Origin of the sequence: Nonomuraea turkmeniaca (genome assembly GCF_005889735.1) — a bacterium.
Lineage (GTDB): Bacteria > Actinomycetota > Actinomycetes > Streptosporangiales > Streptosporangiaceae > Nonomuraea > Nonomuraea turkmeniaca.
This window is the reverse complement of sequence record NZ_VCKY01000004.1, coordinates 47,953-71,131: the sequence shown is the minus strand read 5'-3', so window position 1 is coordinate 71,131 and position 23,179 is coordinate 47,953. Positions and strand designations below refer to the sequence as shown.

Below are 23,179 nucleotides of genomic sequence, written 5' to 3'. Positions count from 1 at the left end.
CACGCTCATGCAGAACTCCGGGATCGGCGGCTGGCCGGCGCGGCGGGCCATGATGACGCCGGACCGCACGGCCTTCGTCTTCGAGGACCGCTCCCTGACGTACGCCGAAGTCCACGAGCGGGTGACGCGGCTGGCCGCGCGGCTGCGGGACAGTGGCGTGCGGGCCGGGGACCGGGTCGCCTATCTCGGCCCGAACCACACCGCGTTCGCGGAGACCATGTTCGCCACGCACGTGCTCGGCGGGATCTTCGTCCCGCTGAACTTCCGGCTCGCGGCGCCCGAGATCGACTACATGCTGGGTCACTGCGGCGCGAAGGTCCTGATCCACGCGCCGCAGTGCGCGGGCGTGGTCGAGGCGCTGACCGGCACGTCGGCACTGGAGGAGACCGTCTCGCTCGAAGCCTATGAGAGCTGGCTGGCGACGGGCGACACCACCCCGATCGACGTGCCGGTGGCGCAGGACGACATCGCGCTCATCCTGTACACGTCGGGCACCACCGGCCGGCCCAAGGGCGCCATGCTCAGCCACGCCAACCTGATCTGGAACACGTACAACATGCTCATCGGGGTGGACGTGGCCGGCGACGAGACGACGCTGGTCAGCGCCCCGCTGTTCCACGTGGCGGCGCTGAACCAGACGTTGCTGCCGACCTTCGCCAAGGGCGGCCGGTCGGTGATCATGTCGTCGTGGGACGTGGACACGTGTTATGACCTGATCGAGAAGCTCGGTGTGACCTGGATGTTCGGGGTCACCACGATGTTCGCCGCGTTCGCGGGTTCGCCGCGGTGGGCCGGGGCGGACCTGTCCTCGCTGCGGACGCTGATGTCCGGGGGAGCGTCGATCCCGCCCGCGCTGATCCGCACGTACCAGGAGCGGGGTCTGGTGTTCTGCCAGGGATACGGGCTGACCGAGACCTCGCCGGGGGCGACGTTCCTGGAGGCCAGCCAGAGCGACCACAAGGTGGGCTCGGCGGGCGTGCCCGTCTTCTTCGCCGACGTCCGGGTCGTCCGGGCCGACCTCGACGACGCCGCGCCGGGCGAGCCGGGGGAGGTCCTCATCCAGGGCCCCAACGTCACTCCCGGCTATTGGAACGACGCCGGGGCCACGGCCGCGGCCTTCGCCGACGGCGGCTGGTTCCGCTCCGGCGACGTCGCCTATCGGGACGACGAGGGGCACCTGTACATCGTGGACCGGGTCAAGGACATGTACATCTCCGGCGGCGAGAACGTCTATCCGGCGGAGGTGGAGGCGGTCCTCTTCGAGCACCCCGCGGTGGCCGAGGCGGCGGTGGTCGGCGTGGCCGACGAGACGTGGGGCGAGACCGGTCGCGCGTTCGTGGTCGCCCGTCCCGGGCATGACGTCACGGGGGAGGAGCTGCGCGACTTCCTGCTCGCCCGGCTCGCCAAGTACAAGATTCCCCGGTACGTCACGTTCGTCGGGGACCTGCCGAAGACCGGCTCGGGCAAGATCCAGAAGCTCAAGCTCCGGGCCCTGTCCGTTCCGTCGCTCTGATGACTCAGTGCGGCGGCGGATCGGCGTGGCGGCGGACGATGAGACCGCGCCGCTCCAGCGTGGTGATCATGCCGGTGCTGCGGTTCTAGGGACATTCGTTTGCCGGCATGCGGGAAGCGCGGTTCCGTCCCGTACGTGACCGAGGTCACCATCGTTCCACTGAGAAGGAGTCGCCCATGTCAAGCATCCCCCGCGACCAGTGGTACGTCGCCGCGTACGGCCGCGAGATCGGCCAGGAGCTGTTCAGCCGCACCGTCTGCGGCGAGTCGATCCTGTTCTGGCGGACCCGCGCCGGGACCGTCACCGCCATGTCCGACCGCTGCGTGCACCGTCGTTTCCCGCTGTCCGAGACGCCGAGCCGGCTGGTCGACGACCAGGTGGTGTGCGGCTACCACGGCTTCACCTACGCCGCTGACGGCGGCTGCGTGGCCGTCCCCGGCCAGACCCGGGTGCCGCGCACCGCCCGCCTGAAGAGCTACCCGGTCGTCGAACAGGACTCGTTCGTCTGGGTCTGGATCGGCGACCCGGCCAAGGCCGACGCCACCCGCATCCCGCGGGCGCCCTGGCTGGTCTCGCCCGACTACACCACCGTGTCCGGGATGGAGCCGCTCAAGGCGCGCTTCGGGCTGCTGGTGGACAACCTGCTCGACCTGTCGCACGAGACGTACCTGCACGGCGGCTACATCGGCACCCCCGAGGTGGCCGCCACCCCGATCACCACCGAGGTGGACGAGGAGGCCGGGATCGTCTACGTCAGCCGGCACATGGACGACGCCGAGTGCCCGCCGTTCTACGCCAAGTCGACCGGACTGACCGGGCGGATCATGCGGTGGCAGGACATCGAGTACACGCCGCCGTGCCTGTACAAGCTGCACTCGAGGATCGCGCCGCTCGGGGTGCTGCCGGACGCCGACGGCAGCGACCCGGACGCCTTCCACGTCGAGGTCGTGTACGCGATCACGCCCGAGACCGAGCACACCACTCACGACTTCTGGGCCGTGGCCCGCGACTTCGCCCTCGACGACCAGGGTGTGTCGGACTTCCTCGCCGAGAACAACCGGACCGTGGTGCTGCAGGACGTGGCCGCGCTGGACGTGCTGGAGCAGGTGATCGCGACCGAGCCCGACGGATACCAGGAGCTGTCCATCAACATCGACACCGGCGGGCTGGCGGCGCGGCGCATGCTGGCCAGGCTCGCCGGGCAGAGCGCCGGCAGCCGGGTGTGACGGTCATGGAACCGACCCGCATGCTCACCGGTCGCGGGGTGCTGCGCGTGGTGTGGCTGCCGGGCAGCGACCTGCTGCAGGGCACCTGCCACTGCGGTGCCACGCACCTCGCCGAGGGGCCGATCGAGGTGTGGGAGTGGCTGCTCGCCCACCCGATCGGCCACACCCCGGAAGCCGCCACCGCCCTGGGGGAGGCCACCCCGGCCCCGGCTGTGGTCGCCCCCGGCCAGGGGACGGCCGCCCATGGCCCAGCAGCCCTGTCCGGCGCAGGAGTGCCCCGATGACCGCCGTCGAGAGCACGGGTGGCCGGACGGCCGGCGCCGAGGTGGCGGGCCGTGCCCTGGCTGGTGCGGGCGGCGGCTCGGGAGCCGAGCGGAAGCTCGTCGTGCACGCTCGCGAGCAGGCGGCCGACGGAGTCGTGGCGATCGAGCTGCGCGGCCCGGCCGGCGGAGAGCTGCCGGCGTGGACCCCCGGCGCGCACATCGACCTGATCCTGGGCGACGACCTCGTCCGCCAGTACTCGTTATGCGGTGACCCGGCCGACCGGACGACATGGCGGATCGCCGTCCTGCGCGAGCCCGACGGCCGCGGCGGGTCGGCGTATGTGCACGACGACCTCCACCCGGGCGCCACCCTCCTGGTCCGCGGGCCCCGCAACAACTTCCCGCTCCACCCTGCCCCCCGCTACCTGTTCATCGCCGGCGGGATCGGCATCACCCCCATCCTCCCCATGATCGCCGCCGTCGAAGGCGCTGAGTGGCGGCTGGCCTACGGCGGCCGCACGGCGGCGTCGATGGCGTTCGCCGGCGAGCTGCGCGCCGCCCACGGCGACCGGGTGCTCCTGTGGCCGCAGGAGGAGCACGGCCTGCTCGACCTCGACACCCTCCTGGCCGAGGAGCCGCCGGACACCCTCGTCTACTGCTGCGGCCCCGCCCCGCTCCTGGCCGCCGTCGAAGCACGCTGTGCGAACCGGCCGCTGCACGTGGAACGCTTCACCCCGAAGGACGCGGCCGACCCGGTCATGAGCGGGTCGTTCGAGGTCGAGCTGGCCATCTCCGGTCTCACCCTGACGGTGCCGCCGGACCGGTCGATCCTGGAGGTCGTGGAGGAATCAGGCGTGCAGGTCCTGACCTCCTGCCGGGAGGGCACCTGCGGCACCTGCGAGACCCCCGTCCTCGCCGGCGTCGTGGACCACCGCGACTCGCTCCTCACCCCCGAAGAGGAGGCGGCGAACGACGTGATGTTCATCTGCGTCTCCCGCGCCGCCTGCCCCAAGCTGGTCCTCGAGCTCTGACCATGGAGCCGTCGATGCCGTCAGCCGCCATGAGGACCGGGCCGGTCGTGGCGCGTGCCCTGCAGATCCTCGGCGCGTTCACCCCCGACCGTCGCGCGCTGACGCTCAGCGACCTGTCCCGGTACTCCGGGCTGCCGACCTCCACCGTGCACCGGCTGGCGGCGGAGCTCGTGGCCTGGGGCGCCCTGGAACGGGACGCGGCCAGCTGTTACCACATCGGCCTGCGCCTGTGGGAGATCGGCTCGCTCGCCCCGCGCGGCCTCGGCCTGCGCGAGGCCGCTCTGCCGTACCTGGAGGACCTGTCGCAGGTGACCCGTGAGAACGTGCAACTGGCCGTGCGGGAGGGCACCGAGGTCGTGTTCGTCGAACGGATCGCGGGCACCGGCGCCGTGCCGGTGCTCACCCGGGTCGGCGGCCGCTTCGCCCTCACGGCCACCGGCGTCGGACTGGTGCTGCTCGCCCATGCCCCCGCCGACGTGCAGGAACAGGTCCTGGCCCGTCCCGTCGAACGGTACACCGAGCGCACGCTCACCACCTCGCACCAGGTCCGCGCGGCCCTGGCCGACACCCGCGCCCGCGGTTACGCCATCAGCGACCGCCAGGTCACCATGGACGCCTTGTCCGTCGCGGCCCCGATCCACGACTCCCAAGGTGAGGTCGTCGCCGCCGTGTCCCTGGTCGTCCACCACGGCACGGCCTCGACCCAAGCGCTCGCCCACCTGGTACGCACCAGCGCCCGCGCCATCTCCCGCGCTCTGCCGCCGTTCGCGGCCGGGCGGTGACGAGGGCTGCGAGGGGAGAGATCGGATCTTACGGCCTGGTCATATGGAAATGAAGGGTTTACGATCCGGTAACAGGTCCGATGTATCCGGCCGCAGGAGCCCCTCATGCCCACCGCCATGCCGTTACGTCTGTGCGTCGCACTCCTCCTGACCTTCTGCCTCCTCCCCGCTCTGCCCGCCCGCGCCGACCAGAGCTGGAGGATCTCCGGCTTCCCGGGCGGCCCGGCGGCGCAGCTCGCGCTCGACCCCGGGACGGGCACGCTCACGCTGGCCGCGGACCGCCGCGGCGCCCAGGTTCTGGAGCCCAGCCCCGTCGGCATCGTGACCGAGCGGGCCGATCTGTCCCAGGGGCTTCGGTTCCTGCACCGCCGCGACCGCGTGGTGGCCGAGCACTACACCGCCACCGTCGGCAAGCGGCTCAAGCGGTCGGCGCTCATGCGGGAGGCCACGTTCGCCTTCGAGAACGCCGCCGGCGCCCGGCTCGACCTGGTCGTCAGGCTCGCGCGGGACGGCGTCGCCTACCGCTACCGGTGGCCGGACGACCACGGGCCGGTCCTGCGAGAGACGTCCGCGTTCACCCTCCGGCAGGACGCCGCCGCCTGGCTGGCCCGGCACCGCCGCGACTACGAGAACCCGTTCGTCCAGTACACGGCACTGAGCGCGCCCGCTGCCGACTTCATGGTGCCCGCCCTGTTCGAGACCGGCGGCGGCTACGTCCTGATCAGCGAGTCCGCGCTGGACGGGGGCTACTCGGGGCCGCGGCTGGCGCACGAGGAAGGCACCGGCACGTACCGGCTGCGGTTGTGGGACGAGCAGGTCCAGGCCGCGGGGGAGAGCCCGTGGCGGGTGCTGGTCATCGGGGACCTGGCCACGGTCACCGAGTCCACGCTGGTCGACGACCTGGCCCCCGGCTCCCGCGTGCGCGACACCTCATGGATCCGGCCCGGCCAGGTGCTCTGGACCTGGCTCGCGGGCGGCAGGGAGGCCGGGCAGAGCCTCGAGATCCAGAAGGGGTACGTCGACTACGCCGCGGCACGCGGCTGGCCGTACGTGGCCGTGGACGCCGGCTGGTACTTCCTGCGGGACCAATGGGACGTCACCGACCCGGACTGGCCGACCACCAGCTGGATGCCGCAGCTCGTCGAGTACGGGCGAGGCAAGGGCGTGGAGATCCTGGTCTGGGTGCACTTCCGCGACCTGGACACCCCGGAGGAACGCGCCTTGTGGCTGCCCACGCTGAACCGCTGGGGCGTGCGCGGCGTCAAGATCGACTTCATGGACGCCGAGTCGCAGGAGCGGCTGCGCTGGTACGACGAGATCCTGCCCGCCACCGCCGCGAGCCGGCTCCTGGTCAACTTCCACGGCTCTACCGTCCCCAAGGGCATTCACCGCACCTGGCCGCACGTGATGACCATGGAAGGCGTGCACGGCGGCGAGAAGCGCACGCTCACCACCGCCCACGTGACCACCCTGCCCTTCACCAGGAACGTGATCGGCTCCATGGACTACACGCCGATGGCCTTCCACCGGCCGAGCCGGCCCACGTCCGACGCGCACGAGCTGGGGCTGGCGGTCACGTACGAGTCCGGCCTGCAGAACCTGGCCGGCACCGTCGAGTCCTACCGGGCCAGGCCGGAGGCCGAACGTTTCCTGGAGCAGGTGCCCACCGCCTGGGACGAGACGCGGCTGCTGTCCGGCCGCCCGGCCGACCACGTGGTGCTGGCCCGGCGCAGCGGCGACCGGTGGTTCGTGGGCGCCGGCGTCTCGGGCGCGGCCCGCACGCTCGACGTCCCGCTGAGCATGTTGCACGGCCGCTGGCTGGTCGAGGTCGTCCGCGACGGCACGGACGGCCTGGTGCGGGAGAGCCACGTGATCGACGGGCGGGGCGGGGACCGGCTGCAGGTGCCGGTGACCGCCGAGGGCGGTTTCGCCGCGATCGCCTGCCGTTGGCACGCCACGATCACCACATGCGACCGATAGACCTCCGACCTAGTCTCCTCTCACACATCCGATGTATAGGTGCATCCTTATGAAGAAACGCTTACTGGCAGGGCCGATCGCCCTCGCTCTCGGCGCGGCGCTGACCGTGGTCCCGGCCACGCAGGCGCAGGCCGCGAGCGCGGCGAAGCCGTACACGCTGTGGTACGACGAGCCGGCCCCCGACTCGAACGAAGGCTGGGAGACGCGGTCGCTGCCGATCGGCAACGGCGCCATGGGCGCCACCGTGTTCGGCGGCGTGCAGGCCGAACGGCTGCAGTTCAACGACAAGACCCTGTGGACCGGCGGGCCCGGCGTCGCCGACTACACCTTCGGCAACTGGGACGCGCCGCGGCCCGGCGCGCTGGAGGCCATCAGGGAGCGGATCTGGAAGGAAGGCGGCATCTCGCCCAACGATGTGCTGGCCGCCCTCGGGCACAAGTCGGACTCGCCGCGCCACCGCAGGTTCGGCGCGTACCAGAGCTTCGGCGACGTGCGTCTCGCCTTCCCCGAGCTGCCGGCGCAGGTGGCGGACTACCGCAGGGAGCTGGACATCTCGCGCGGCGTGGCGGGCGTGTCGTTCACGGCCGGCGGCGTGCGCCACACCCGCGAGTACTTCGCCTCCGCGCCGTCCGGCGTGGTCGTGGCCCGGGTGGCCGCCGACCGGCCCGGCGGGGTGACGTTCACCGCCAGGATCGCCGTGCCCGCCAACCGTTCGGCGACCTCCACGGCCGCCGGCGGCCGGGTCACCGTCAAGGGGGCGCTGACCAGCAACACGATGGCGTACGAGGCGCAGCTCCAGGTACTCAACCAGGGCGGGACCAGGACCGACAACCCCGACGGGACCGTCACCGTGGCCGGCGCGGACTCAGCCGTCCTCATCCTCGGCACGGGCACCGACTACGCCCCCGACTACCCGACCTACAAGGGCGAGGACCCGCACGCCAAGCTCACGGCGCGGGTCGACGCCGCCGCTGCCCGCGGCTACACCAGGCTGCTGGCCGCCCACCGGGCCGACCACGCCGCCCTGTTCGACCGGGTGCGGCTGGACCTGGGCGGCAGCCTGCCCGCCGTGCCGACCGACGACCTGCTCGCCCAGTACGGCACGGCCCCGGCCGCTGACCGGGCGCTGGAGCAGCTCTTTTACCAGTACGGCCGCTACCTGCTCATCGCCTCGTCCCGCCCCGGATCGCTGCCGGCCAACCTCCAAGGCGTGTGGAACGTCCTCGAGGCCCCGCCGTGGCAGGCGGACTACCACCTCAACATCAACCTGCAGATGAACTACTGGCCGGCCGAGATGACCAACCTCGCCGAGCTGGCCGAACCCCTGCACACCTACGTGGACGGGTTACGCGAACCCGGCCGGGTCACCGCCCGGCAGATGTTCGGGGCCGACGGCTGGGTCGCCCACCACGCCTCGAACATCTTCGGCCACACCGGCGCCTGGGACCATCCCGCCTACTTCTTCCCCGAGTCGGGCGCCTGGCTGGTCCTGCAGCTCTATGACCACTACCGGTTCACGCAGGACAAGCAGTACCTGAAGCGGACCGCGTACCCGGTCATGAAGGAGACCGCGGAGTTCTGGCGCGACTTCCTGCAGACCGACCCCAGGGACGGCAAGCTGGTCGCCATCCCCAGCCGATCGCCCGAGATCGGCCCGTCCACGGCGGGCGCCGCGATGTCGCAGCAGATCCTCTGGCACCTGTTCACCGACCTGCGCGAGGCCGCGGAGCTCGTGGGCGATCGCAAGGAGGCGGCCGCCGCCGGCGACGTGCTGGCCAAGCTCGACCCGGGCCTGCGGATCGGCAAATGGGGGCAGTTGCAGGAGTGGAAGGAGGACATCGACGACCCGGCGGAGAGGCACCGGCACGTCTCCCACCTGTTCTCGGTGCATCCGGGGCGGCAGGTCTCGCCGCGTACGACGCCGGAGCTCGCGGCGGCGGCCAAGGTCTCGCTCAACGCCCGCACCGACGAGGGCACCGGGTGGAGCAAGGCCTGGAAGATCAACTTCTGGGCTCGGCTGCTCGACGGCGACCGGGCGCACAAGCTGCTGGGCGACCAGTTGCAGACCAGCACGCTGGCCAACCTGTGGGACACGCACCCGCCGTTCCAGATCGACGGCAACTTCGGCGCCACGTCCGGCATGACGGAGATGCTGCTGCAGAGCCACCTCGGAGTGGTCGACCTGCTGCCGGCGCTGCCCGCCGCGTGGGCGGACGGCCGCGTGTCCGGGCTGCGCGCCCGCGGCGGCCACACCGTTGGGCTGACGTGGGCGTCGGGGCGGTTGTCCGAGGCGCGGCTGACGGCCGGCGAGGCGACAACCGTCAAGCTGCGTCATGACGCCTTCCGCGGCGGCGGGGTTCGGGTCACGACGGACCGTGGGCGGCCGGTCGCCCACACCACCGACGGCGACACCATCACCTTCCGGGTCCGGCCCGGCGGGGAATACCGGATCGGCCGATAGACGGCAGGGCCCGAGCCGCCGGCGCGGTCTCGGGCCCATGTCCGGCATCCGCAGGTCCGAAGGGGGTAGGGGGTGGACCTGGGGGAAAGGAGGCTGTCATGCATCACAACGGCCTGCGTACCGCGGTCCTGCTGGGTGCTCTGTCCGCCTTGATCGTTCTGGTGGGTTGGTGGTTCGGCGGCGGGCGAGGGGTTCAGATCGCGGTCCTGATCGCTCTCGTGAGCAACGGCGTCGCTTACTTCTTCTCCGACAAGATCGCGCTGTCGGCGATGCGCGCGCAGCCGGTCGGCCCGGCCGACTGGCCCGAACTGCACAGGATGGTCCGCGAGTTGTCGGACCGGGCGGGCGAGCCCATGCCGCGGCTGTACATGTCGGCGATGCTGCAGCCCAACGCGTTCGCCACCGGACGCAACCCGCAGAACGCGGCGGTCTGCGTGACCTACGGGATCACCCAGATGCTGAACGAACGCGAGCTTCGCGCGGTCATCGGACATGAGCTGTCCCACGTGTACAACCGCGACATCCTGATCTCCTCCGTGGCGGGTGCACTGGCCACGATGATCACCTACCTCGCCTACATGATGGGGTTCTTCGGCGGCGGCGGCCGCAACAACGGGGGGCCGGGGGTTCTCGGGGCGTTGCTGCTGATGATTCTCGGGCCGATGGCCGCGGCGATGATCCAGATGGCCATCTCGCGGGCGCGGGAGTACCAGGCGGACGAATCGGGCGCGCGGCTGACGCAGGACCCGCTGGGGCTGGCGAGCGCGCTGCGGAAGATCGATGCCGGTACGCGGCAGGTGCCGCTTCCCCAGACCCCCAGGCTCGAGTCGACGTCCCACCTCATGATCGCCAACCCGTTCCGCGGCGGCGGTCTCGGGCGGCTGTTCTCCACGCACCCGCCGATCGCCGATCGGATCCGGCGGCTGGAGTCCATGGCCGGGATCCAGGGCTGAGCAGCACGCACGTCGACAGCCGGTGAGGGGGCCAGGCGGCGATGGGGGTCGTTCAGGAGATGCGGCGGCTGGCGGATCGCACGCCGCCGGGCCGGGATCGCCAGGTCGATCTGCTCCGCGCGATCGCCATCACGGCCGTGGTCATCGGCCACTGGCTGGCGGTGTTCGTGCTCGTGACCCCGGACGGGTCCGTGCGCGCCGGCAACGTGCTGGAGGTCGTGCCGTGGACGCGGCCCCTGACCTGGCTGTTCCAGGTCATGCCCGTCTTCTTCCTGGTCGGCGGGTACGCCAACGCGGCCTCGCTGACCGCCTGCAGAGACCGCGGCGGCGATGCGGCCGGGTGGGTGCTGCGCCGTACCGACCGGCTCATCCGGCCCACCACGATGCTGCTGGCCGTGCTGACGGGGACGGCTCTGGTCGCCCGTGCGGTGGGCGCCGATCCCGGCCTGGTGGGCACCGCGGTGTGGGCGGCCGGGATCCCGCTGTGGTTCCTGGTGGCCTACCTGGCCGTGGTGGTCCTCACCCCGCTGACACACGCCCTGCACTGCCGGTACGGCCTGGCCGTGCCGGCGGTGCTGGTCGTGCTGGTCGGCGCCGGCGACGCGGCCCGGCTGGCACTGGGCGTGCCCCTCGCGGCGGTGGCCAACTTCCTGTTCGCCTGGCTGGCCGTCCATCAGCTCGGCTTCGCCTGGCAGGACGGGCGGCTGCGGGCCAGGCCGGGCGTCGGCCTGCCGATGGCGGGCATCGGGCTGATCACGCTGGTGGTGCTGACCGTCGCGGGGCCCTACCCGATCAGCATGGTGGGGCTGACGGGCGAGCAGATCCAGAACACCTCGCCGCCGACGTTGGCGCTGCTGGCATTGGCCGCGGCGCAGACCGGGCTGGCGCTGGCCTTCCATGGCCCGGCCACCCGGTGGTTGCGGCGGCCACGTCCGTGGACCGTCGTGGTGGCGGTCAACTCTGTGATCATGACGTTGTTCCTGTGGCACATGACGGCCGCCGTGCTCGGCGCGCTCGCGTTGTACCGCACCGGATGGCTCGCCGACCCGCCCGGGTCGGCCGGGTGGCTGCTGATGCGGCTGCCCTGGCTGGTCGTGCTCACCGTGATTCTCGGGGTGCTGGTCGTGGCGTTCGGACCCGTGGAACGGCACGCCGGCACCCACCGCGCGCCTGGAACCGCGGCAGGCGCGCCGGCGGGTGTCCTCACCGTCCTGGGGATGTGCGGCGTCGTGGCCGGCATCCTCGGAATCGCGGTGCCGGGTCCGGGGCAGCGCGACCTGCCCGGCATGGCCTTGCTCGCCTACTTCGCCGGTGCCGCCGTCGTGCGGCTCGCCCGGCGGCGGACGTGACCAAGGCGGCGGGTGGCAGACCACGGCAACGCGTGAATATGGGTTTTTGATGGGGTCAGCCGAGGCGGGCGAGCTCCTCCTTGCTGAGCTCCAGCGTGGCGGCGCCGACGGAGTCGAGGATGGTCTCCGGGCGGCTGGCACCGGGGATCGGGATGACCACCGGGCTGCGGGCCAGCTCCCAGGCGAGGCAGACCTGCTGCGGGGACACGCCGCGTTCCTCGGCGATCTCGTCGAATGCGGAGTTGTGCCGGCCCAGCTCCCCGGTACGGCTCATGCCGCCCAGCGGCGACCAGGGCAGGAAGGCCAGGCCGAGCTCGGCGCAGACGTCGATCTCGGGCTCGCTGGAGCGGAACCGCGGCGAGTACTCGTTCTGGACGCTCACCAGGCGGTCGCCCAGGATGTCGTGGGCGAGCCTGATCTGCTCCGGGTTGGCGTTCGAGATGCCCGCCATCTGGATCTTGCCGGCGTCGTGCAGGTCCTTCAGCGCGCCCATCGTCTCCTCGTACGGGACCCGCGGGTCGGGCCGATGGTGCTGGTAGAGGCCGATGCTCTCCACGCCGAGCACCTTCAGCGACCGGTCGCAGGCCTCCTTGAGGTACGACGGGCGGCCGTCGACGTCCCAGCCGTCCGGCACGCGGGTGTGCCCGCCCTTGGTCGCGACCAGCACGCTGTCGGCGTCGCCGGCCCACAGGGAGAGAGCCCGGGCGACCAGGCGCTCGTTGTGGCCGACGTCGGTGTGCGACGGGGTGTAGGCATCAGCGGTGTCTATCAACGTCACGCCGGCGTCCAGGGCCGCGAGAATGGTACGGATCGACTGGCCCTCGTCCGGCATGTGCCCGGCGACCGACATGGGCATGGCCCCGAGCCCGATGACGCCGACGTTGCGGCTCCCGATGGCACGTGTTCTCATGGCGTTGCTCATGGGTCCACCCTGTCTGCTGGAGTGCACTCCAGGTCAAGGCGGCCCGGCTCGTCATGGGCGCACGGCGCCGAGCAGGCGGGTACGCCAGTAGTCGTCGAGGTCGACCACCTTGACGACGTCTCCGGTCTGGGGCGCGTGGACCATTTTCCCGTCGCCGGCGTACAGGCCCATGTGCCCGAGCCCCTTGCTGAAGAGCAGATCCCCGGGCTCCAGCTTGTCCATGGGGACACGACGGCCGGCGCCCCAGCCCCATTGGTCATAGGTCGTGCGCGGCAGGGAGACGCCCGCGCTGCGCCAGGCGGCCTGGGCCAGGCCGGAGCAGTCGAAGGAGCCCGGGCCGGTGCCGCCGTACCGGTACGGCTTGCCGACCTGGGCGAAGGCGAACTCGAGCGCTGTGCGGGCGTTCCCGGAGGCCGGGCCGGCGTACTGGATGCCGGGGCTGTCGGGGTCGCCGGTCCGGAAGAGGCCCAGCCGGCGCATGAGTCGGGTCTGCGTCGTGACCATCTTGTCGACCTTGGCCTGCTCGGTGCGGGCCTTGCGGCGCGCGGCCTCGGCCGCCGCCAGGATGGCCTTGGCCTCGCCGTGCCGGTCGCGTAATTCCTTGATGGCGGCCTCGTAGGCGCGTGCCTTCGCCGCTCTCGCCCGCGCCATCTCATCGAGGGAGGCCATCGTGCCCAGGACCGCCCCGGGGTTGTCCGGGGCGGTCAACGGCGCCCAGCTTCCGAACGGGCCGAACTGGTAGTCGTTCACCGCCAGGGTGACGAGATCGCGGCGCAGGTCGTCGGCCCGGGCGTCCTTGCCCTTGAGTTCGGCGTTGAGCGCGTCATACTTCTTCTTGGCCGTCTTGTACGTCTCGGTGGCCCGGTTGTACCGCTCGACCAGCTGGTCGGCCTGCTCGTTCAGCTTCACCAGCCGGGCCCTGGCCTGGGCGGGCGAGGGATCTGCCAGGGCGGCCCCAGGGGTCGCGGCCAGCGCCACCGAGGCCAGCGCCAATGCGGCTGCTGTACGCCCACGCCATGTCGCCGCGGCCACGACCATGCCTCCTCGTCCCAGTGGACTGTGGTGCCGATCCATGGGGAGATACGCGTGCCGCCGCCAAGATGTTCAGCGTCCGTGAACTCTTGGCGCTGTACCGGGCTAGTAGGAGATGTAAGCCGGCCACGGTGAGAAGGACATGCATGGCCCAACGTGATGTGATGAGGCAGGGTGTCACCTGGCGTTCCGGGTTCCCGTCGGCTTCGAGGGCCAGGTCCGCGCCCAGCTGGGCCGGCCGGCCGAGCCCGGCGAGCTCTACCAGGCGGCGCCCGCGGCCACGGTTCCGGGGGAGATGCTCGCGGGCGTGCAGCTGGAGGATCGTACGGTCGGGGAGGTTCTCGACGAGGTACACAAGCGTGACCTGCAGGTCGTCTATGAGCTGGTGAGGTCGGACCCCCGCTCCCAGACGTCCTTCACCGACGGGAGGAAGGGCAGCTTCCGCGTCAGGTACGAACCCATCGCCGCCGACGCGGTGGGCTCGGACTGGCTGGTGTGGCGGGCGGTGCCGCAGAGCAACGGGGTGGTCAGGCTGGTCGTCACTCCCCAGCCGCTGAAACCCGACGTTGCGCTGCCCAGGTCTTGACCCGCCACAGCCGGGCCGGCACCGTCCCCGCGCCGCCGATCCGGCCGCGCGGGGACGGGGCGCGTCAATGCTTGTAGGCGGCGACGACCTCCACCTCGACGAGCCATCCCGCCACCGGCAGATTCGCGATCTCGAGCGTCACGCGGGCCGGGCGGGCGGCGTTGACCTCCATCGGCGGGGCGGGCGGCGCCGTGCCCAGCGGGACGGGCACGGGCTTGCCCGTCGCCAGATCCACGTTGGCGAAGAACTGGCGGTAGGCACGGTTCCAGCCGGCGAAGTCGGCCTCCGCCGCGCCCGGCGGCCTCTCCAGGTAGGCACGCATGGAGACCACGTCACCGAGGCCCAGGCCGGCCGCGGCGAGGTTGGCCTTGATGCGCTTGAGCACGTTGAGCGCCTGCGCCTCGGTGATCGTGACGCCTGGTGGCAGCGCGCCGCCGGGGAAGTCGACGTAACGTTCGGGGGAGTCGGCCGGGGCCGCGGGGTTGGCCGCCGCCGGGCCCAGCCCGCTGGCGGTGTACGTGGCGACGAGCTTCCCGAGCGCCACGCCGTCGGCGATCGCCGGGTTGGTGGCGCCCGCGGGGAGGAAGGGCTTGACCTCGGTGGGTCTGGGTGACCACCAGGTGGTGGCGGCGGCCGTACCCGTGCTCAGGACGAGGACGGCGGCCGCGGCGAGGGCGGCGGTGCGGATCTTCATGGGGAGGTGTCCTCTCAGGAGGTGCTCAGGACGCGCTGGTGCAGCTCGGTGACGACCTTGCGGGCGGACTCCAAAGCCCCCGACTGCCACGCGATCATGTGGCTCAGCCAGTCGCCCGCGAAGTACACGTGGCCGGCGGGCTTGTTGAGCAGCTGGTACGCGCCCTGCCTGGACGGCCAGCCCACCCACGCGCCCTCGATGTACGGCTGCAGCTTCCAGGCGATGGACACGGACGACGCCAGCTCGTCGCGGTACTTCGCACCGTGGATGAGCATGCCCTGCTCGACCGCGCGGCGTTCACGGTCGGCGTGCTTGAGCGCGGCGTACGCGTCGGCCTGCGCGCCGAAGTTGTAGTAGCCGACGACCAGCCCGCGCGACGAGCCGTACCCGTAGGAGGGGTACCAGATCGTGGCGAGGTCCAGGTCGGTGCTGGTGATGCCGCCGTAGATGTCCTCGTCGGTCTCCCACCAGCGGCGGCGGTACTCCAGCCCGATCTTGCCCGAGTTCGTCACGGTCGGCGTGGCGAGCGCGGTCTGCAGCTCCGCGCCCAGATTGTGCGGGGTCTTGGCGAGGAGGTGCGGCGGCATCGCCGCGACGCACATGTCCGCCTTGATCTTCTGAGTACGGCCGTGCCGGTCCTTGTACTCCACCTCCACGCCGTCCGGCAGGTCAGTGATCTTGGTGACCGCGGACCTCAACTTGATCCGCTGCCGCCCGATCCTGTCGGCCAGCGCCCTCGGGACCTGGTCCATGCCGCCGACCGGCTGGAACATCAGCATCGCCTGGTCGTAGCCGAACTCGAACGCGAACCGCTGCCCGACGCCGCTCGACAACACCTCCGACAGCGACGGCACCGGCCCGAGCACCGTGCCCGGCTGCTCGCCCGCTCCCGGGTTCACGCTGTAGCCGCGGCGCGAGCTCCCGGTGTACTTGAACCCGCTCGCCTTGTTGCCCACCGCCCCGAAGCTCGACAGGAAGGCGATCAGCCGCTCCTTGTCCTGCGCGGTCAGCGCCCCGTCCAGCGCGCCCGCGTCGGTCGCCCGCGACAGCAGCTCCGACACGTGCCCGTAGACGTCGGCCTTGGCCGTCCGCCAGCGGACAGGCGCCTGCATGCCTTGGTGGTAGATGTACGCCTGCGCGTTGGAGTTCGTGAAGACCTCCAGGTCCACGCCCAACTCGCGGCAGTAGTCCACGGTGATCATCCACTGCGCGAGCCGCGCCGGTCCCGCGTTGAGATAGACGCCGTCCCGGAACCGCGCGACCTGCGTGGAGCCGTCCAGCTCCGTCACGCGGTCGCCGCCGCGGATGGTCCAGTTGCGCCCGCCGACCCGGTCGAGGGCCTCCAGGACCGTGCAGTCGTAGCCCGCCTTGCCCAGCTCGTATGCCGTGGCCAGGCCGGCCACTCCCGCGCCGAGGATCACCACCTTTTTCGCGGACCGCCCGGTGAGCGAGAAGTCGGACGGCTGCGGCGGGTCGAAGGCGCCCTTCGCGGACGCCTCGGCGGTCGGTGCGAGCCCGAGCGCCCCCATGGTCGCGAAGAGCGCTCCTGCTCCGCCTGACACCCCGACGGCGGACAGGAAGTCGCGTCTGCTGTACCCCAACACATACCTCCACGGTCTTGTTGGAGGCGAGTCTGGAGAAGTCATGTTGCCAACGATCCGGACGGATGTTCTAAATGCGTTTCGGCACGGTCATCAGGCTTTCGCGGCAAAAGTGAGATGAGTTCCGCCAGGCGCGGGAGTGGTGTCGTGACCACGTCTGGCCTCGTCTGGTCTTGTCTCCTTACTGGACACCTGTCCAGCCGCAGGTCGCCGCCATGCCGGTGCCCAAAGAGCCGCGCGGCATCTAGCATGCGGGCGCGTGAGCAGAAGACTGCGCGGCATCGCCGCCGCCAACGAACAGATCGTGGCCGACGGCCGGTACACCGCCGCCGATGGCACGCTCGTCACCGTGAGCCCCGCCCTCGAGGCGGCCATCGCCGGCACCGTGAGCCATCTGGCCGACCTGTCCGTCGCCGTGCCCCCTGCCGTGCCGGGGCAGGTGACCTCGTTCGAGGTCACCGCCGAGGACACGCTCCAGGCCGCCCGCCGGCTCCACCTCGCCGGCGCCGGCCGGATCGCCGCGCTGAACTTCGCGTCGGCGCGCAACCCCGGAGGCGGCTATGTCAACGGCGCGAAGGCGCAGGAAGAGGACCTGTGCCGCCACAGCCTGCTGTACCCCTGCCTCCTCCAGGCGCCGGACTACTACGCCGCCCACCGGGCCTCTCCCGATCTGCTCTACAGCCACCGCGTCATCTGGTCCCCCGACGTGCCCGTGCATCGGGGCGGCGACGGCCGGTTGCTGAGCGAGCCGTACGCGGTCTCGTTCCTGACCTCGGCCGCCCCCAACGCGGGGCAGGCCCTGCGCCATGATCCTGGCATGGGTGAGCGCATCCGGCGGGTGCTACACGAACGGGCCGAACGGGTCCTCGCCGTCGCCGCGCACCACGGCGCGCGCCGGCTGGTGCTCGGGGCGTGGGGGTGCGGCGTCTTCCGGAACGACCCACGCGAGGTGGCGGAGGCGTTCCACGCCCACCTGGCCACGGGCGGCGCGCTGGCGGGGGTGTTCGAGCGGGTGGTCTTCGCGGTCTGGGATCGGGCGCCGGAGTCCGCCAACCGAGCCGCGTTCGCCGAGCGCTTCCTTGAGTCCTAGTTGTCGGTGTCGATCGATGGACCGGAAGGGCATCGGTTCACTGAAGATCTGCAGCGTGCCGATGACGCTGAGCACGGTGGTCAGGGCAACGTTTTCCGTACTCCCCGGGAGCGGAATCGTGCGGCAGGGCGTTGAGGAAGACGTGATGAGCTTCTTCAGGAAGACGCGAGCCAGGACGGGTCGTGAGCGGGACGAGGCGACCGAGCGGCGCGCCGCCGAGGCGATGAGTCAGGTCAACGCTCTGCTGCTCGCGGCCAAGGAAGAAGCGGGCAGGCTGCTCGCCGAAGCCCACGGGCAGGCCGACGAGATCGTGTCGGCTGCCAGGGCCGAGGCCGAGCGGGAGAGGGCCGTCCGGAGCCGGCTGGAGGCGGACCTGGCCGAGGCGCGGGCCGAGCTGGTCCGGCTGCGCGCAGAGCTGGAGCGGGCCCGCCGCTCCCCGTAGGCGAGCGCGCACTCATCCGACGCCTGCCGCTCACCACAAACGCAGTCAAGCGGTGAGAAGGGGGTTGACAGAGGCGGCTGCTGAGTTAGATCTTCTCAGTTATCGGATGTATACTCCTCAAGCACCCTCTCTCGGAGTCGCGATGTCGGAAAATCCCTCCTCTAGGCGCACATTCCTCGGAGGTCTCGCCTTAGGCGGGGCCGCAGCCGCGCTCGCCCCGGCATCCCCCGCCGCCGCATCCGCCACCGAGATGTTCGAGCGGTCAGGCCTCCTGCCCATCCGCGACGAGATGCGCCACGACGGCCCATGGGCGAAGTTCCTGCGCGATCAGGACCTGGTGTGGGCACGCCTCCCGCGCCAGTGGCACGAGGGCCCGTTCCTCGGCAACGGCCTGCTGGCCTCCACCGTCTACGTTCCCGAAGGCCAGAACGGGGTGCGCTTCGACGTCCAGCACAGCGAGGTCCAGGACCACCGCCCCGACATCGACGCCAAATACGGCCTGTGCCGCTTACCCATCGGCCATCTGACCCTCCAGCCCAAGGGCACGATCATCGCCGTCGACTGGCGCCTGGACCTGTGGAACGCCGAGCTCAAGGGCACCGTCACCACAGACCTGGGCACCATCGAGGTCACCGCCTTCGTGCACGCCGAACGCGAGGTCATGCTGATCCGCGTCAAGCCGGACGCGGCCGAGCGGGAGGCGGCCTGGACGTTCACCGCCGCGCCCTCGATCAGTCCCCGCCAGATCACCAACCCCGACCCGAACTACCAGCCGAACCCGCCCAGCACGCTGAAGAAGGACGGCGACGTCCAGCTCTGCGTCCAGCCCCTGCTGGTCGGCGGCCACTACGTCACCGCCTATCAGGAGGTCACCCGCGACGACGAGCGCTGGATGTACGTCACCGTGGCCCACTCCCACCCCGAGGAGACCGCTGAGGCCCCCGCCGTAAGGACGATCACGAGCGCGCGCAGCCGCCCGCCGAGCCTGCTGGTGAAGACGCATCGCGACTGGTGGCACGCGTTCTACCCCAAGAGCTTCATCTCGGTGCCGGACCAGCGACTGCAGAGCTTCTACTGGATCCAGCTGTACAAGATCGCCTCGGCCACCCGCGAGCACGCTCCCGTCATGGCCACCACCGGGCCGTGGCTGCAGCCCACCGGCTGGCCGAACATCTGGTGGAACCTCAACGTCCAGCTCGAATACTGGATGATCAACGGCTCCAACCACCTCGAGCTCGACGCCCTCACCCGGACGCTGGACGAGAACCGGCAGGTCCTCATCGACCACGTGCCGGAGCAGTACCGATCCGACTCGGCCGGCGTCTCGCGCAGCTCCGACATGTACGCCCGAGGCGCCCGGCTCGGCATCCCCGGCCAGGGCGCGCCCGAGATCGGCAACCTCACGTGGGCCCTGCACAACGTCTGGCTGTCGTACCGGCACACCATGGACACGGACGTGCTGCGCGACGTGCTGTTCCCGCTGCTGCGCCGATCGATCAACTACTACCTGCACTTCCTGGCCCCCGGCGCGGACGGCAGGCTGCACCTGCCGACGACCTTCTCCCCCGAGTACGGGGGCGCGCCCGACTGCACGTACGACCTGGCGCTCCTCAGGTGGGGCTGCAAGACGCTGCTGGAGTCGGCGGACACCCTGAAGATCGACGACCCGCTCAAGACCCGCTGGCGTGAGGTGCTCGACACGCTCGTCGACTACCCGGTGGACGAGAACGGCTACATGATCGGCACCGGGGTGCCGTTCGCGAAGTCGCACCGGCACTACTCGCACCTGCTGCAGGTCTACCCCCTCTACGAGATCACCTGGGAGCAGCCGGACAAACGCGACCTCATCGAGAGGTCGCTGAAGCACTGGATCGGATTCACCGGCGCGCTCCAGGGCTACAGCTTCACGGGCGCCGCCTCGATAGCCGCCCAGCAGGGCAAGGGCGACGACAGCCTGCACTATCTGCGCGAGCTCATGCGCCAGGGCTTCATCAGGCCCAACACCATGTATCGGGAGGGCGGCGGGCCCGTCATCGAGACCCCGCTGTCCGCCGCCCAGTCGATGCACGACATGCTGGTGCAGAGCTGGGGCGGACTCATCCGCATATTTCCCGCCGTGCCCGGCAGCTGGGCCGACGTCACCGTCCACAACTTCCGCACCGAAGGTGCCTTCCTCGTCTCGGCGGTCCGGCAGGCGGGCACGACCCGGTGGGTCCGGGTTCGCAGCCTGGCGGGGCAACCGTGCCGGCTGCGGCACGGCATCAGCGGCGGCCGGTATACCGTGCTCGGCGCCCGCTGCAAGGACGTCGGCGACGGCGTCATCGAGCTGGACCTGCGCAAGGACCAGGAGGCGCTGGTGTTCGCCCAGGGCGTCCGGGACTTCACCGTCGGGCCCGTGAAGATCACCGAACCCGGCGACCCCTGGGGCCTGCCGCCGATCCCGCCGCCCGGCCCGACCACGCCCGTCGACCTGTCGTCCCACCTCGACAACGACGGCGTCTCGGCCCACGAGTCCATGACCGACGGCGACTACGACGGGTCCGGTTACACCTATCCGGCCGAGGAGCTCCCGCCCGCGGGCTCGTACGCGGTGGAGGGGCTGACCTTCACCTTCCCGGCCTACGGCGACGGCGCCAAGAACAACGTGACCGCCCAGGGGCAGACGATCGCCGTCCCGGCGGGCCGCTACGCCAGAGCCTGGCTGCTCGGGTCGGCCACCTTCGGTGACGCCTCCGGAACGCTGACCGCGACCTACGCGGACGGCTCGACCGGCCAGGTGCCGTTCACCGTTCCCAACTGGACCGGCCAGCCGCCGGCGGGCGGTTTCGAGGCGCTGCGCTGCACGCACCGGCACGGCCGTGCCGGATCGAGCACGTCCAAGGTGGCGCTCTTCGCCGCGCCCGTGACCCTCGATCCGTCGAAGGAGCTCCGGTCCGTGGCCCTGCCCGCCCTCACCCGGCCCCAGCTGCACCTCTTCGCGCTCTCCCTGGAAGGACCCGCCCGATGACCGGAATCACCCGCCGCACGTTCGTGGCCGGCGCAGGAGCCGCCGCCGTGGTCGCCACGTCCCCCGCCGCGTGGGCCCAGGCCGCGCCCGACGGCAAGGACGACGTGTACGGCGACGTGCTGCGGGATGCGGCCATGGTGTGGAAGCGGCTGCCCAGCGGCTGGCAGAACGGGCCCTTCCTGGGCAACGGGTTCCTCGGCGTGCACCTCTACAACAAGGGCGGCGAGGGGAACGTCCTGCGGTTCATGCTGAACCACTCGCTCGTGCAGGACCAGCGCGGGCAGTGGGAGGCGGCGATCGGGTACTCGCGGCTGCCCATCGGCTACCTGACGCTGACCTTCGCCGGCACCGTCACGGAGGTGGACTGGCGGCTGGACCTGGAGCGGGCCGAGCTGACCGGGACCGTGACGACCACCCAGGGCGGTGTGCGATTCAGCGCGCTCGTGCTCAACCAGCGCAGCGTGCTGCTGGTGTCCATGACGCCGACGCCGGGGGAGGAGGCGGTGGCGTGGGGGTTCACGCCGCTGCCGTCCCACACCACCAGGACGATCCGCCGCCCGCCGGACTACACCGGCAACCCCGAGCCCGTGGTCGCCGACGGGCACGTCGAGCAGTCCATGCACGCCGGGGGCGGCTACACCACGGCCTGGCGCGAGGTCAGGAACGGCAGCCAGCGCGTGCTCGCGGCCACCATCGTGTACGGATACCCGGACTCGACGGGCGTCGAGGACGCGGTGCGGACCGTGCGCCAGGTGCTCGACGGCAATCCGGAGGCGCAGGTGCTCGTCCACCGGCTCTGGTGGCAGCGCTTCTACCGGCGCAGCCTGGTGTCGGTCCCGGACAAACGGCTGCAGCGGTTCTACTGGATCCAGCTCTACAAGATGGCCTCGGCCACCAGGGACGGAGCGCCCGTGGTGACCGAGTGGGGACCGTGGTTCCCCGAGGTGGGCAACAGCTGGACGAACATCTGGTGGAACCTCAACGTCCAGGTCGCCTATCCGCTGATCAACGGCTCGAACCACCCGGAACTGGACGCCGTGACGACGACCTTCCGGAAATATCACGAGAATCTTGAGCTCAACGTCAACCCGGCCTACCGCGACGGGAAGTCCTACGCGCTGTGCCATCCGGGCGACCGCATGCTCCGGCCGGGGCCGCGGTACGTCGGCGTGCCCGGCGTGAGCCCGAACGACCACACCGGCAACCTCACCTGGGGCATGCACAACGTCTGGCTCGCGTACCGCCACAACATGGACGACCGCGTGCTCCGTGACGTGCTGTTCCCGATCCTCACCGGGGCGATCACCTACTACGAGCGGTTCCTCGTCGAAGGCCAGGACGGCCGGCTGCATCTGCCCGAGACCCGCTCACCCGAGTACGCGAACGCCTCCGACGCCACCTACGACCTGTCGCTCATCCGCTGGGGCTGCCGCACCCTCCTCGACAGCGCCGAGCGGCTCCGCATCGACGACCCGCGCAAGGGCCGGTGGCAGGAGATCCTCGCGCGGCTGGTGCCGTACCACAGGAACGAGCAGGGAGTGATGATCGGGGCGAACGTGCCGCTGGCCGAGTCGCACCGGCACTACTCGCACCTGCTCTGGCTCTATCCGCTGCAGGAGTCGCTCGACCGGCGCAGCTTCGACCACTGGACGAGCATGCGCGACCGGTGGCACGGCTACAGCTTCGCAGCGGCCTCCTCGATGGAGACCCTCTTCGGCAACCCCGAGGAGGCCCTGTCCTACCTGCGCTTCTTCATCGACGGCAATGTCGTGGACAACTGCGCCATCACCCCCAACACCATGTACAGGGAGGGGAGCAACCTCGCCATCGAGAGCCCGCTGGCCGCCGCCCAGTCGATGCTCGACATGCTGATCCAGAGCCACAGCGGGGTGGTCAAGGTGTTCCCCGCCGTCTCCGCCACCTGGGCCGACGTCTCGGTCGAACGGCTGCGCACGCAGGGGGCGTTCCTGGTGGACGCCTCGCGGAGCGCGGGGCGTACCGACTGGGTCAGGGTGCGGAGCGAGGCCGGGGAGCCGCTGCGGCTCCGGCACGGCGTCGAGGGCCCCTTCGAGGTCCGCGACGAGCAGGGCAGGCCCCTGCCGTACCGGGGAACGGACACGATCGATATCCCGCTGCGCCGAGGCGAGACGGCCGTCGTCACCCGGAGCGGCCAGCGCCCGTCACGGCCGCGCGACGTCCCCGCCAACGGGAGCGCCCAGCCATGGGGGCTCCCGCCCGCGTGAACGC

The 23,179-nt window shown here is 71.1% G+C and carries 18 protein-coding genes; 14 read left to right on the top strand and 4 right to left on the bottom strand.

What is annotated here, in order from left to right:
• Positions 1-7 precede the first annotated feature (7 nt).
• The 9 genes from ETD86_RS02110 to ETD86_RS02070 all read left to right on the top strand — a co-directional run bounded on the left by ETD86_RS02110 (position 8) and on the right by ETD86_RS02070 (position 11,558).
• Entirely contained in the window at positions 8-1,513 is a 1,506-nt protein-coding gene (locus ETD86_RS02110) for an acyl-CoA synthetase (RefSeq protein ID WP_138664351.1), read from the top strand.
• A 176-nt stretch (positions 1,514-1,689) separates the two neighbouring features.
• Positions 1,690-2,739, top strand: a complete 1,050-nt coding sequence (locus ETD86_RS02105; protein WP_138664350.1) for an aromatic ring-hydroxylating oxygenase subunit alpha — start codon at positions 1,690-1,692, stop codon at positions 2,737-2,739.
• Between the two features lie 5 nt (positions 2,740-2,744).
• Complete coding sequence (locus ETD86_RS02100) at positions 2,745-3,023, top strand: hypothetical protein (RefSeq protein ID WP_138664349.1); 279 nt, start codon at positions 2,745-2,747, stop codon at positions 3,021-3,023.
• Positions 3,020-4,033, top strand: a complete 1,014-nt coding sequence (locus ETD86_RS02095) for a PDR/VanB family oxidoreductase (protein WP_138664348.1) — start codon at positions 3,020-3,022, stop codon at positions 4,031-4,033. The genes ETD86_RS02100 and ETD86_RS02095 overlap by 4 nt, the downstream gene beginning before the upstream one ends.
• A 14-nt stretch (positions 4,034-4,047) precedes the next feature.
• Positions 4,048-4,815: an IclR family transcriptional regulator gene (locus tag ETD86_RS02090; RefSeq protein WP_246147524.1), complete on the top strand. Its 768-nt coding sequence runs from the start codon at positions 4,048-4,050 to the stop codon at positions 4,813-4,815.
• A gap of 105 nt (positions 4,816-4,920) precedes the next feature.
• Entirely contained in the window at positions 4,921-6,795 is a 1,875-nt protein-coding gene (locus tag ETD86_RS02085; RefSeq protein WP_211369769.1) for a glycoside hydrolase family 97 protein, read from the top strand.
• 49 nt (positions 6,796-6,844) lie between these two features.
• Positions 6,845-9,256, top strand: coding sequence for a glycoside hydrolase family 95 protein (locus ETD86_RS02080; protein ID WP_138664347.1), 2,412 nt, complete (start codon positions 6,845-6,847; stop codon positions 9,254-9,256).
• A 98-nt stretch (positions 9,257-9,354) separates the two neighbouring features.
• On the top strand, positions 9,355-10,209 hold the full coding sequence (gene htpX / locus ETD86_RS02075) for a zinc metalloprotease HtpX (protein WP_138664346.1): 855 nt from the start codon (positions 9,355-9,357) through the stop codon (positions 10,207-10,209).
• A gap of 41 nt (positions 10,210-10,250) precedes the next feature.
• Entirely contained in the window at positions 10,251-11,558 is a 1,308-nt protein-coding gene (locus tag ETD86_RS02070) for an acyltransferase family protein (RefSeq protein WP_138664345.1), read from the top strand.
• Positions 11,559-11,613: 55 nt separating this feature from the next.
• On the opposite strand, the gene ETD86_RS02065 is transcribed toward ETD86_RS02070, so the two are convergent.
• Positions 11,614-12,480, bottom strand: a complete 867-nt coding sequence (locus ETD86_RS02065; protein WP_246147522.1) for an aldo/keto reductase — start codon at positions 12,478-12,480, stop codon at positions 11,614-11,616.
• Between the two features lie 51 nt (positions 12,481-12,531).
• Positions 12,532-13,512 (bottom strand): C40 family peptidase, encoded by a 981-nt coding sequence (locus ETD86_RS02060; RefSeq protein ID WP_246147521.1) that lies wholly within the window; start codon positions 13,510-13,512, stop codon positions 12,532-12,534.
• Positions 13,513-13,819: 307 nt separating this feature from the next.
• On the opposite strand from ETD86_RS02060, the gene ETD86_RS02055 reads away from it, so the two are divergent.
• The gene (locus tag ETD86_RS02055) at positions 13,820-14,098 is read left to right on the top strand and encodes a hypothetical protein (RefSeq protein ID WP_138664343.1); all 279 of its coding nucleotides are present in this window, start codon (positions 13,820-13,822) and stop codon (positions 14,096-14,098) included.
• Between the two features lie 64 nt (positions 14,099-14,162).
• Here the strand turns inward: ETD86_RS02055 and ETD86_RS02050 are convergent, their stop codons facing one another.
• Both ETD86_RS02050 and ETD86_RS02045 read right to left on the bottom strand, forming a co-directional pair.
• Entirely contained in the window at positions 14,163-14,792 is a 630-nt protein-coding gene (locus ETD86_RS02050; protein ID WP_138664342.1) for a Rid family hydrolase, read from the bottom strand.
• Between the two features lie 14 nt (positions 14,793-14,806).
• Positions 14,807-16,393 carry a flavin monoamine oxidase family protein gene (locus ETD86_RS02045; protein WP_342779212.1) on the bottom strand — a complete coding sequence of 529 codons (1,587 nt, stop codon included), beginning with the start codon at positions 16,391-16,393 and terminating at the stop codon, positions 14,807-14,809.
• A 259-nt stretch (positions 16,394-16,652) separates the two neighbouring features.
• On the opposite strand from ETD86_RS02045, the gene ETD86_RS02040 reads away from it, so the two are divergent.
• The 4 genes from ETD86_RS02040 to ETD86_RS02025 all read left to right on the top strand — a co-directional run bounded on the left by ETD86_RS02040 (position 16,653) and on the right by ETD86_RS02025 (position 23,175).
• Entirely contained in the window at positions 16,653-17,483 is an 831-nt protein-coding gene (locus ETD86_RS02040; protein WP_138664340.1) for a TIGR02452 family protein, read from the top strand.
• 145 nt (positions 17,484-17,628) lie between these two features.
• Positions 17,629-17,925, top strand: coding sequence for a hypothetical protein (locus ETD86_RS02035; protein ID WP_138664339.1), 297 nt, complete (start codon positions 17,629-17,631; stop codon positions 17,923-17,925).
• Between the two features lie 250 nt (positions 17,926-18,175).
• Positions 18,176-20,932, top strand: coding sequence for a glycosyl hydrolase family 95 catalytic domain-containing protein (locus ETD86_RS02030; RefSeq protein ID WP_211369768.1), 2,757 nt, complete (start codon positions 18,176-18,178; stop codon positions 20,930-20,932).
• Positions 20,929-23,175, top strand: coding sequence for a glycosyl hydrolase family 95 catalytic domain-containing protein (locus ETD86_RS02025; protein WP_138664337.1), 2,247 nt, complete (start codon positions 20,929-20,931; stop codon positions 23,173-23,175). Before ETD86_RS02030 ends, ETD86_RS02025 begins: the two co-directional genes overlap by 4 nt.
• The last annotated feature ends 4 nt before the right edge of the window (positions 23,176-23,179 follow it).